We start from the raw sequence: 11,239 nt of genomic DNA on the forward strand, positions 1-11,239 counted from the left end.
CATTTATACTTTAATATTTATCATTTTACTTCATAGCTTCAGCTCAGTAAACTGTTGAGTATTGCTCAAAAGCAATTGCAACGACCACAATAAAAAATAGTACAAGATATCTATGTCTCTCAGCCAAATAAACTCTATCAAGACGCACACCCTGGGCTATCCTCGCATCGGAGCAAGGCGCGAATTGAAACGTGCCACAGAAGCTTATTGGAAAGGTATCCTTACACTAGAAGAGTTGCTTGCCACAGGAAAGACCTTACGGGAAATAAACTGGAAGAAGCAACAGGCAGCCGGGATCGATCTGATCCCTGTCAACGACTTCTCCTTTTACGACCAAGTGCTCGACATGAGCTGCCTACTTGGCAATGTGCCGTCGCGTTTCCAGTGGCAAGGTGGGCAGACGGATATCAACACTGTTTTCACCATTGCTCGTGGTACGGAGGGTGGTGCTTCTTTAGTTGAAGAAGAGAAGGACTGCCAAACGAACAAGGTTTCCACTTTCGCCAGCGAGATGACAAAGTGGTTCGATACGAACTACCACTTCATTGTCCCTGAGTTTCGGGCAGACACGACGTTTTCCCTAAGCGGCACCAAAGTCTTCGATGAGTTTGCGGAAGCCAAGGATCTGGGAATTAACGCAAAGCCAGTACTCGTTGGGCCCGTAACGTATCTTTCCCTGGGGAAAGTGCAGGCTTCTAGCAACTTGGACTTCGATCCGCTGACTCTCCTGGACAACCTTGTCTCCGTTTATGAAGAGATTATAGGTAAGCTGGCAGCCGCAGGAGCGGAATGGATACAGCTAGACGAGCCGATTATTTCCACTGATCTGAGCGACCTCCAGCGCAACGCTTTGAAAGTTGCCTATGATCGTCTCTCCAAGGTCAAAGGCTCAGCGAAGCTGTTGGTCACCACCTATTTCGGTGGTGTGAGAGATAATCTTGACGACTACCTTGCGTTGCCGGTTGATGCCTTACACTTTGATTTTGTGCGGGGTTCGGAGGACATCGACACTGTTCTGGCTACCTTCCCCAAGAACAAAATTCTCTCCGCAGGAATCGTCGAAGGCCGCAATGTCTGGAAGAATAATTACGATGCCTCACTAGAAGTTTTGAAGAAGGCGAAGGCAGCTGTTGGTGCGGATCGGCTCTGGGTCGCACCTAGTTGCTCACTTCTCCATTCCCCCGTTACCCTGCAAAACGAACGGAAACTTGATGAAGAGTTGAAAAGCTGGCTGGCTTTTGCCGACGAGAAACTCACGGAAGTCACTGAACTTCGGCAACTTCTCGATGAAGTCGGCAGCATGGAAACTCTTGAAGCCAACCGTGCCGCGGTTGCTTCGAGAAAGTCCAGCAAGCGCATCCACAATGATGCTGTGAAAAAGCGTCTTGCTGAGGTTAAGCCCAACGATTTTGACCGCGCCTCACCCTTCGTTGAACGCCAATCCAAGCAACGGGCCAAACTCCGTTTGCCAGAATTCCCGACCACGACCATAGGCTCATTCCCTCAAACCAAGGAAGTCCGCCAAGTGCGCGCCCAGTGGAAAAAAGGAACCCTAAGCAATGCAGACTACGACCAATTCATGAAGGAAGAAATTGCTAAATGCGTTGCTTTCCAAGACAAGATCGGCATTGATATGCCTGTTCACGGCGAATTCGAGCGCAATGACATGGTGGAATACTTTGGGGAAAATCTCGAAGGCTTTACCTTTACCAGCACCGGCTGGGTGCAGAGCTTCGGGACTCGTTATGTGAAACCGCCGATTGTTTTTGGCGATGTCAGTCGCTCCAAGCCCATGACTGTCTACTGGTCTGAGTACGCTCAATCGCTGACCGATCGCCCGATGAAGGGTATGCTCACAGGCCCTGTTACAATCCTCCAGTGGAGCTTCGTACGTGATGACCAGCTACGCTCCGTCACCACGCATCAGATCGCGCTGGCCATTCGTGATGAAGTGGTGGATCTTGAGGCAGCTGGAATTGCCGCCATCCAGATCGATGAACCCGCTTTCCGCGAAGGACTGCCGTTACGCCGGAGCGAGTGGGATCACTATCTCGACTGGGCGGTAAAGGCTTTTCACCTCAGTGCCTGTGGCGTGAAGGATGACACCCAGATCCATACTCACATGTGCTACTCCGAGTTCAACGATATTATCGAATTCATCGCAGCTATGGACGCCGACGTCATTACTATTGAGACTTCTCGCTCCAATATGGAACTGCTCGATGCCTTCGTAGACTTCAAGTATCCAAATGAGATCGGCCCAGGTGTCTATGACATACACTCGCCACGGGTGCCCCCCACCGATGAAATGAGTAACCTCATGTCAAAAGCGGAAGCTGTGCTTCCCCGTAAGAACCTCTGGATCAACCCCGATTGTGGACTCAAGACACGTCAATGGTCCGAAGTAAAGCCTTCACTCATCAACATGGTCGAGACGGCATCAAGACTTCGTTCTACGAACTCCAACTAGTTGTCTGGCCTAAAGTAGGGAAGCTCCTATTTGGGGCAATTTAGCATAATTTCCGAGAATCACCCTATTGGATCAAAGATTCAATAGGGTGATTCTCGGTAAGGCTTGAACTTTTAATCTTTAATGATTTGAGCCAAAGTGCATTTAGCTGTAAAAGAAAAGTCTTCAACTTCAACCCCATTTACTATCAAATCAAAAAAGTTTTTTGAAAATTCATTTTTGAATTGTTTTTTTATACTCGTACCTAGATAATCTATGTCGATTGGAATATAGATTTCAGGTACGTATTTTTGTTTCTTTCTAATTTTATTTTGATAATTATTTAGCAAATAGTATGTCTGATGAGAGTTTCTTTCAGACATATTATTAATCATTATTATTAAATTATAGTAGGGTCTGCCTTTTCTAAAATAACACTCAAATTCATAAACATCAGACACTTCAACTTCAAATAAATTAAATTTTCTATCAACATAGATTAATAGTTTTCGTAGATTTTCCTCACGTTTATAATTAGATCCAACCATGTAATAGCTCAGAATATTACTTTGCTGGTTTAGTTCATATTGCTTTCCAAACATCTTTCAATAAAAAACCTTTGAAGATAATACTTCCTCAGACAAATTATATTGACTCCAATCTGCCAATCAATTTCTGGTATTTTTTGCCCTCCCAGAGCGAGACCGCTTAAAAGGTTTGTCTCCTGTAAAAATCGATTCCCACCGGCAGAGAGTGGAGCGAACGATTGTTGGCCCAATTCCCATAAATGGCCCCTTAAAAACTTAAATCGACCCTTGGAAGTTGTTCATCTTCCAAGCATTAACTCCTGGCTGGAATTCATCCCAAGTCTTACGTACTTGCTCGTAGCATTGAGGTGGTGTAATGGGTAGGTTTTTCAAGTAAAAAAACGTTGCCTGATCAAAAGACTCCAGCAAGAAGACCACCTCTGTGCTTGGAGAATAATTATCGACAACTTCCAAGATATTAGCAACCATGAAGTGGTGGGGTAAAATGGACCTCTCAGGAGCCTTTAACCAAGCATTCAAGAACGGCAGAAGGCGAGATCGTGCGATAAAATAAGTTTTGAAGGATTCCCCAGCAACACCCACCATCGGAGAATTCAGGCTGCAAACAAGCGCCCCACGCTTGTGACTAAGATGACCAGCCCAAGCATTATAGCCAAGGATCAGCAAATTACTGGCAAGAAAATCTTGATGCCAATTTGATCTATCAGAAACTTCACTCATTCGGTACCTCCTAAGCACTAAAATATTTAGTCACAGCACTAGCGACAGCATGGTAGATCACAAAAGCAGTAATCGATTGCTCTGGATCAAGCTTTTCGCTCTCATCGATTGATAAACCAAACAGAGTTGAATTCAAGGTGAATACTCTCAAGTTGATTTGAGAAAATACACTCAATTTTTACATCAATTTCTCTTCCTTTTTTATCAAGATTTTTGTTCTACCAAATCTTGTTTTCATACCCCCTTTATACGAAACTGACTAAACATAATCAAAACCTTTTCCTGAAAGGTTTTAATTACTACAAGTTAAAAGAGGTTTCTATTAGAGGATTTGGTGTTAGGTAAGACTAGGTGAGACACCTATACAAAAACTTATGACAGGATATAAAAGTTTCTAACCTAAGACTCAGAATTGGCAAAAATTAGCTTCCCTGCGAGAAGCCCCGCACTGTACCGAAGGTCAGTGTCGGGATGGGGCGTATAAACTGAGGAGGAAACCTCCTCAGACAGCCCCTCATGAAAGCAGGGGCAGCAGCTTTGAGACTTAACCAAAAAATGATCTAATTGGAGAAGTCTAATTGACACCTGGAAACAGGCTCAAAAGTTAAAGGGCGAAACCCATCGTTCTAGCCAGTGGAGATATGCGTCCCTAGGTTGTCCCAGACAATCAACAATGCTAAGAAGCTGGAAACGGGGAAAAAAGTTTTTCTGGATAAAAACTCGATACATTGCAGCCGATGGATAGTCGGTGGTGCTGACTGTGGAGGTATCTGGACGGGGATATGTGAATGGCAACATTTGTGTATCTAGAAAAGACCGATGAAGCAGTAACGTCCTATCGTGAGGTAGGGAAACCCACGCTGTACCTACTGGATCAGCGTCGGGAGGAGTGTCACGAATAGATTCTTGTCTCATTTTCTAAGTCATGGTTTGGAATAAACGCAATTGATTTGGGCAAGACTTCCTTAACGAAGCGATATGCCTCTTTTCAATAAAAAACCTTTGAGGAGAATACTTCCCTAGACAAAATATCTTGACCACAATCTGTACCTCGCAGACGATTACGAACGTGGATTAACTCATCGGCGGGCATTCTGACTAAGGGATTTGTTCAAGACTAATCTCATCACAGTTGCGGGACAGCGACGGATTTACACCGCTCTTTCCCCGTTACCTCTAATGGCTGACCTCCATTAGAACCGAAGACTCTAGTAGCTTACCATAGGACTAAGCCAGTAACACTAATTTATTATAAAATTTAATCCCTAAGCATGACTATGGGGTAGCCTCTACAAAACAATGGTCGATTCAAACGAAATAGAAAATATCTTTAACCTGCACTAAGTCTATATCTACATCTTCCCCAAAGTCATAACTTTTTGTCCTTTATGAAGTCACAAATTGCTGTAAGTTTTCTATCCATCAACGGAAGAATTAGATGTGGTTAATTTTTCCTCAAACAATTGTAATAACTACTGCTCCAACTCAGTTAACCAAAGCCGATCTATTCTCCCCAAACTCCTCAATACTCACATCTTGCACCTACGTAATGAGGTGTTGGTGAGGTTAGGATGTAGGGTTTGTGACGTAGGGGGTAGGGAGAATTCGCATCTCTTGGTGTGGTGTCTTGTTTTTCATTATTAAGTTTTCTTGTACTGTTCAAAGATATCAGCAGACAAGAAAACCAAATTCGCCATTTTCTTGAAAACAACTTGTTAAACTACCGTAAAGTCCCAAAAAAAATTATCCGTTTCGGAATTCTTATGTTAAATTGTTAATAAGGGTTTTAAGGATTCGCCCCTCCGCCCTAATGGTTTGATGGATAGGCTAACTGCCTTAACCGCATTTTAGTCGGAGGAAGCAAATAACCCATAGAGTTAATAGCTTAAGTGATTATATTACAAAGCTATAATTCTAATGGAAAAGAACTTGATATATAGCAATCACGCAACTGCTACCACACAGCATTGTGGGTTGTCATAGTTCTTTTTGATTGAAGTTTCTTAATAGTGAGTTGATTCAATACCTTGATTCTTACTCGCATATCAGAGGTGGTAAGTGATGACACTGCTGCCTGTTTTGGCTAACTAATTTAAGTCTTAAGCCGCCAATAATAACATATCGTCCACTTTAGCAACAATAAATCGAAGAAAAGAAGATGCCTGTGATCACACTATTTCTCGCCTCTTTATATCTCTTAATGATCTACGGATTATTAATGCTCGCAAAACGCACTGGCAAGTGGTTATCACCACCTCGTCGGGATCTCGGATAAAATGGATGTTTAGATTCAAACATCAAAATAATTTGACGATGAATAGTAGTAAAGGATTGGTAAGGGTGTGAGGAAATCAGATTTAACAACCAATCCTTAGACTTATTCAAGCACTTCTACTTGTTCTCGTGGGAAGGTAGAAACGAAGCCAATGGGTAATGACACAGACTCAACAGAAGGACAGTAACCCAACCATTGTTGAGACAGGTGGGAAAAAGCGGCAGAGGAGCCACTCACGGCGAAACGAGTAGGCGAAGCTAGAGACGTTTTACTCAATCCCATCAATTCTAATTCTTTTTTGGCTGCTTGCACTACATAAGTAGCTGGATCAACCAGTTTAACAGACGAAGGAATAATAGTTTTAATTATGGCCTCTAGGTGGCGATAGTGAGTACACCCGTAAACAAGGGTATCAATATCATGGGCTAATAGAGGAACCAAATATTCCCGAGCAACTTCTTGAGTGTGGACATCCCATAATCGATTTTGTTCTATCAGAGGAACAAAGCGAGGACATCCTAGTTGCCAAACTTGAGCAGTGGGATCTATTTCCTGAATCGCGCGACGATAAGCTTGACTTTTAGCCGTTGCTGGAGTGGAAATAACTCCAATGCGTTTACCCCGTTCAACTGCGGCCTTCGCTCCGGGTAAAATGACCCCCAAAATAGGGAAATCAAATTCTTGACGGACAGCCTCCAGAGCCAGAGCGGAACTGGTATTACAAGCCATAATAACCATTTTGACTTTTTGTTGGGCCATCCAAGCCAAAATTTCTCGAACAAACTGTAAAATTTCCTTAGCGGAACGATTCCCGTAGGGTAATCGTGCGGTATCTGCAAAATATAGGATGGATTCCTGGGGTAACTGTTGGTACAGTTCCCTTAAAACAGTCAATCCTCCCACACCACTATCAAACACACCAATAGGACTGTTTTGAATCTCTCTCATGTTGTGATTAAGTCAATAAAAAAGTGAACAATTGAAACAGGACTGTTTAGGTTAGTAACTATATTGTAGAGACAGAAACAGATTTAGAGTCTTTTTTGCCGAATATAATCTAAGATTCCTTGAGCAATCGCCCTAGCCATTTGACTGCGATAGGCAGGATCGGACAATCTGGCGTTATCCACAGTCCCAGTCACAAAGCCTACTTCCACCAATGCAGCGGGCATTCTTGAGGTTCTTAGAACGTAAAAACGAGCTCTTTTGACCCCCCGATCCCTAGCTACCGTAACATTTCGTAAGATACTGCGATGAATAGCATCGGCTAACTCTCGGTTTCCGGCATAAAAAGTTTCCATCCCACTTACATTTGAGCGACCACCCCCCACCGCATTGGCGTGGACACTGACAAAAATATTAGCTCGTGCCCGGTTCGCCATAGCAGTACGACCTTGAAGACTGACAAAATAGTCAGCATTCCGAGTCATCATCACCTCAACCCCTTGCTGCTTGAGAAGTTGACTAACTTCTAAAGAAATAGGCAGAATAACATCCACTTCCCTCAGTCCCCGTAACCCGATGGCCCCAGGATCTTTGCCCCCGTGACCGGGATCGATAACCACCAAAACCCTTCCCCTGGGGGCTTGAGTCCCTGGAGGAAGAGGTGTGGGTTGAGAAGGGGTATTAGGGGCCTGAGGAACTGGAATCCTGGTGGGATTACTAGGGTTCGGATTTGCTCGCGGTGGGGTGGTAGCCCGCAATGAAAGCACTTCCAGGGATAATGTTTCTGCATTGGGCTGACGTAACCCCCCCAAACGCACCCCCAAGGAAGGGCGCACCTGAATCACCACCGTATCCGTATTAACCTGCCTTACCTTGAGCTGATAAATGGGGCTATTGCGCCCCAAACTTGGCCCCTGAATAGGGTCAGCCAGTTGGGCTTGAGGAATACGGATTTCAAAGATCCCCGTTCTGCGATCGATACTCCCTTCCCCTCTGATGGGTCCATCAGCACGAATCAGTAGTTGAGCGTTGTCATTACTTAATTCAATGGCGGAAATGGTAGGATTTTGATTTTTGACGGGGCTAACGGTTACTTCTGGAGAAGGCCCAGGAGGAGTTAAATTTTCTACCCGAGGTAAACCCCCTTTAGGCAATAACACCAGTCCTCCCAAACGAGAATAATAAGCTTGCCATCCTGGGCCTTCTTTTGCCACCCGTAAGGTGAGACGACCCTGAGAAGGTTGGGGTTGTTCAAACCTGATGTCACTGACCCCGTATTCGTTGACTCCAAGGGTCTGATCTATTAAAGACTTGGGGAAAGATGTGCCAGGTAGGGTAAATTGGATGGTTTTAGCATCCTTTTCTTCTTTATCTTCCACCAAAATATCTCGATTTTGACCTTGTTGATCCAAACGAACAAATAAACCATTGCGTGTTACTTGAAAATTGTTGTTTTCTTGGAAAGAAGACGGAGAAGGTCTGAGGGGTCGTTGGAGGGGTCGGGTTGGAGGGTTAGGACGAGGAACGGGTCTGGTGGGAGAATTACTAATAGGTTGGGGATCGGGTAATTCTACAGTCCATTGGGTAGGAGAAATACCGCGCACCTTAACCTGAGTTGGGTCGACGGTGTATCCAGGGGCTAACTCAATAACCAAACGAGTAGTTTGGGCATCAAATTGACCCACACGGACGCTTCTGATGTTACCCCCAATGGTTTGATCAACAGTAGAACGCCCCAAACTGATTCCTGGCAAGTCTAGAACAATGCGAGTAGGGTTAGGGATCAACTGGGCTCGAGGTTGAACCCGCGAATCTGTGGTAAAAATTAGGCGATTTTGGTTGTTTTCGTATCGCCAAAACAAAAGTCTCCCTGCTTCTGCTGGCAAGGCAAACAGAAGAGTGCTGAGGATAGTTAATAGTAGCCAGTGAAATCTCACGATAATTGCTCCTACGGAGAATAACGGTTCTCATACTGATACAGGTTAGTAGGAACCGCCTTACTCATCAACTCCATAAGACGAAAAAAAGGGGCTAAGGTTTCGACCATACTCCCTTATTGTCAGCAAAGCTTCATAAATCTTCCCCTCACTTAAAGCTTGATTAATCCAGGGGTGAGGCTCCCGCCAATTTTTCAAAAAAGTGTTATGCTAGAAGCAAATTTTAAAATTTAAATTCTTTGGTAATTTTATTTAAACCTACCCACTTTTGAAACAGACCGATAGAGATTTTCTATGTTGTCAACAGATACTAAAAAAACAGCCATTTTCCGTAACTATTTAATTATCATGGGAACTCTAGCCACATTGATAACAGGTTTGGGTGGTCTTTTTGAAAATCCTGATCGATTGGGTCAACAGGATCGACTTGACAATTACGGTCGTTTTGTTAGTGGAGTTGTTGTCAACCAGGCTCGAAGAATCAGACGATAGACTAGCCGATTTAGGTAAGTTTAGTCTTTATCTTCAAAACCTGGTTTAACTGAGATTACTGAATGGTAAAAATCTCTTTTTCTAGAGTTTTCTGCACCTCTTGAGCTAAGGGTCTAGCTAAAGCTTCTTTGTCCTTTAAACTGCCTAAAGCTTCCATTGGTATTGTTATAGAAACAGCAACCCAAGGAACCCTCTTCTTTCGTAACTGGGCTTTCTGGTCAACTAAAAACCATTGGGAAGGTGCATGATGCCCTCCTCCTGGCCAAGCGTACCATTGAACCACAGCATAAGTTTTATCGTTCCAAGCTTGGAACCAACGGGCAGTAACAGAATTATTTGGATTGATTTCTGAGGGAAATTCTAGGGTTTTAACCCCCTCTCTCTTCCATCTTTCCATTAGTTCTAAATCAGTCCATTCTACTTCTGGTTGATCTTTGAAATATTTTTGTCCTTTCAAAGCAACAAAAACAACCTCTTCTCCAGGTTTTTCGATGAGTTGCAATGACCAAGGATAGTTATTAATGGACATCTCTCTCTGAGAAATTGTTGTCCATCCTGAAAAGTTTAGCTTTGTGTTGGGTATTTCCCTCATTTGGGCGACTTCTGGAACCCGAGGTAATTTTGACCAAGACCATTCTTGATTAAGATAGCTAGGAACGGCCACAAAAATAATGACCAAGCTAAACAGGACCAAGATCATAATCTGAGCAATGAGAATGCCTTTCTTAAATGCAAACATATCCTTATGGGGGATAATTTTCGTAATTAAACTATTCAGCAAAACTATCATCATTTACCCCTTCGGTTATGGTAGCATTCTCTGAAACACGATCAAGTAACCAATTTAATCCCACAATGGTTCCCAACATTGCCACTGAGTAAATATCCCCACCCCAAGTGTCATGGAGGATATGAAAAGCCTCGTCCATCCCGTTGCCATGAAAAACTGCTAACAATGCATTACGGAAGATGTTTGCGATAACGCTAATGGTAATTGCTGATGTTAATAAAGTAATTACCCGTCTTCTATTGTTCAAATTATCCGTCCAATCTAATAACAAAAGTGTTACATAAATGGTGGTAAACAACATTTTTAAACCAGCGCAATAAGGAGCAACTTCTACGGGAATGTTATTTACATACAGCAAAATTCCTTCAACCCTTGTGTCAACTCCAAATTGTTGTAGTAAAAACCAGGCTACTGCTGCTATCAATTTTTGTAAAGGTAAGGTATGAGGGGTAATTAAATAAGGAATAGAATTGGGAGTTCCCAACGCAATCAAAAGCAAAGGAAAACTATTCAATTTTAATCCTGGTATTCCTTTTAACCAGAGTATAATGCCCGCTATGACAAGGGGAAAGGAGAGAGAAACCAGTTCTCGCGTACCTGTAATATACAACGCTAATCCCAAAGCCAGGAAAAAGCCCCCTAAAGGATGGAGTGTATTATCTAATTTTTTCCATTTTGAGCTATTTCTGCCAAAAATAATATAAGCAGCGTAAGGAAACCCAATGATGGCATGGCTAAAATACTCGTGTTCGATATTAATCGTTTTATTTAACCACCCGTCATACCAGAAGAAAATTATAGGGGCATAAAGAATACCTAAAAGAGCAACAATCAAAACATTGCCTAAATTTCGCTCCAGAAACGGTGAGATTTTTGAAGTAGTTTGCATAGTTAATCATCCATTAATACTAAATCTGAATAATTTAAATTAGAGATATTTGTGAGAGGACCCAAGCAATATCCTCCGATTTTATGCCAGGATACATAGGTAAGGATAAAATTTGCTCGCAGAGCATTTCTGCTTGCGGAAAATCGTATCTTCTCAAAAAGCCAGGGGTCACTCGCTGCGAAAACTTAGGCCAA

The 11,239-nt window shown here is 43.1% G+C and carries 10 protein-coding genes and 1 riboswitch; of the genes, 2 read left to right on the top strand and 8 right to left on the bottom strand.

What is annotated here, in order from left to right; translation table 11 throughout:
• Nucleotides 1-112 precede the first annotated feature (112 nt).
• On the top strand, nt 113-2,470 hold the full coding sequence (gene metE / locus P9B04_RS12550; RefSeq protein WP_342055330.1) for a 5-methyltetrahydropteroyltriglutamate--homocysteine S-methyltransferase: 2,358 nt from the start codon (nt 113-115) through the stop codon (nt 2,468-2,470).
• A 113-nt stretch (nt 2,471-2,583) separates the two neighbouring features.
• On the opposite strand, the gene P9B04_RS12555 is transcribed toward metE, so the two are convergent.
• The 5 genes from P9B04_RS12555 to P9B04_RS12575 form a co-directional block, all read right to left on the bottom strand.
• The gene (locus tag P9B04_RS12555; protein ID WP_342055331.1) at nt 2,584-2,997 is read right to left on the bottom strand and encodes a hypothetical protein; all 414 of its coding nucleotides are present in this window, start codon (nt 2,995-2,997) and stop codon (nt 2,584-2,586) included.
• Nucleotides 2,998-3,252: 255 nt separating this feature from the next.
• The gene (locus P9B04_RS12560) at nt 3,253-3,717 is read right to left on the bottom strand and encodes a hypothetical protein (RefSeq protein ID WP_342055332.1); all 465 of its coding nucleotides are present in this window, start codon (nt 3,715-3,717) and stop codon (nt 3,253-3,255) included.
• A 597-nt stretch (nt 3,718-4,314) separates the two neighbouring features.
• Nucleotides 4,315-4,632 carry a hypothetical protein gene (locus tag P9B04_RS12565; protein ID WP_342055333.1) on the bottom strand — a complete coding sequence of 106 codons (318 nt, stop codon included), beginning with the start codon at nt 4,630-4,632 and terminating at the stop codon, nt 4,315-4,317.
• A gap of 152 nt (nt 4,633-4,784) precedes the next feature.
• A riboswitch (cobalamin riboswitch) is annotated at nt 4,785-4,936 on the bottom strand.
• Nucleotides 4,937-6,094: 1,158 nt separating this feature from the next.
• The gene (murI, locus tag P9B04_RS12570) at nt 6,095-6,940 is read right to left on the bottom strand and encodes a glutamate racemase (protein WP_342055334.1); all 846 of its coding nucleotides are present in this window, start codon (nt 6,938-6,940) and stop codon (nt 6,095-6,097) included.
• A gap of 83 nt (nt 6,941-7,023) precedes the next feature.
• Nucleotides 7,024-8,874: an N-acetylmuramoyl-L-alanine amidase gene (locus P9B04_RS12575; RefSeq protein WP_342055335.1), complete on the bottom strand. Its 1,851-nt coding sequence runs from the start codon at nt 8,872-8,874 to the stop codon at nt 7,024-7,026.
• Nucleotides 8,875-9,168: 294 nt separating this feature from the next.
• Between P9B04_RS12575 and P9B04_RS12580 the strand changes: the two genes are divergently transcribed.
• The gene (locus P9B04_RS12580; protein WP_342055336.1) at nt 9,169-9,366 is read left to right on the top strand and encodes a hypothetical protein; all 198 of its coding nucleotides are present in this window, start codon (nt 9,169-9,171) and stop codon (nt 9,364-9,366) included.
• 55 nt (nt 9,367-9,421) lie between these two features.
• Here P9B04_RS12580 and P9B04_RS12585 read toward each other — a convergent pair whose 3' ends face one another.
• The 3 genes from P9B04_RS12585 to P9B04_RS25175 form a co-directional block, all read right to left on the bottom strand.
• A complete protein-coding gene (locus P9B04_RS12585) occupies nt 9,422-10,105 on the bottom strand; it encodes a cyanoexosortase B system-associated protein (RefSeq protein ID WP_342055337.1) in 684 nt (227 codons plus the stop codon).
• Nucleotides 10,106-10,136: 31 nt separating this feature from the next.
• Nucleotides 10,137-11,045 (bottom strand): cyanoexosortase B, encoded by a 909-nt coding sequence (crtB, locus tag P9B04_RS12590; RefSeq protein WP_342055338.1) that lies wholly within the window; start codon nt 11,043-11,045, stop codon nt 10,137-10,139.
• A gap of 34 nt (nt 11,046-11,079) precedes the next feature.
• A partial coding sequence (locus P9B04_RS25175; protein WP_446717999.1) for a DegT/DnrJ/EryC1/StrS family aminotransferase occupies nt 11,080-11,239 on the bottom strand: 160 nt, incomplete at its 5' end.

Origin of the sequence: Crocosphaera sp. Alani8 (genome assembly GCF_038442745.1) — a bacterium.
Classification (GTDB): domain Bacteria; phylum Cyanobacteriota; class Cyanobacteriia; order Cyanobacteriales; family Microcystaceae; genus Crocosphaera.

Excerpts from the sequence above, each read along its gene's own strand:
- P9B04_RS12555 (WP_342055331.1), bottom strand. The coding sequence starts at position 2,997 with ATGGTTGGATCTAATTATAAACGTGAGGAAAATCTACGAAAACTATTA.
- murI (WP_342055334.1), bottom strand. The coding sequence starts at position 6,940 with ATGAGAGAGATTCAAAACAGTCCTATTGGTGTGTTTGATAGTGGTGTG.
- crtB (WP_342055338.1), bottom strand. The coding sequence starts at position 11,045 with ATGCAAACTACTTCAAAAATCTCACCGTTTCTGGAGCGAAATTTAGGC.
- P9B04_RS12560 (WP_342055332.1), bottom strand. The coding sequence starts at position 3,717 with ATGAGTGAAGTTTCTGATAGATCAAATTGGCATCAAGATTTTCTTGCC.
- P9B04_RS12565 (WP_342055333.1), bottom strand. The coding sequence starts at position 4,632 with ATGAGACAAGAATCTATTCGTGACACTCCTCCCGACGCTGATCCAGTA.
- P9B04_RS12580 (WP_342055336.1), top strand. The coding sequence starts at position 9,169 with ATGTTGTCAACAGATACTAAAAAAACAGCCATTTTCCGTAACTATTTA.
- metE (WP_342055330.1), top strand. The coding sequence starts at position 113 with ATGTCTCTCAGCCAAATAAACTCTATCAAGACGCACACCCTGGGCTAT.
- P9B04_RS12585 (WP_342055337.1), bottom strand. The coding sequence starts at position 10,105 with ATGTTTGCATTTAAGAAAGGCATTCTCATTGCTCAGATTATGATCTTG.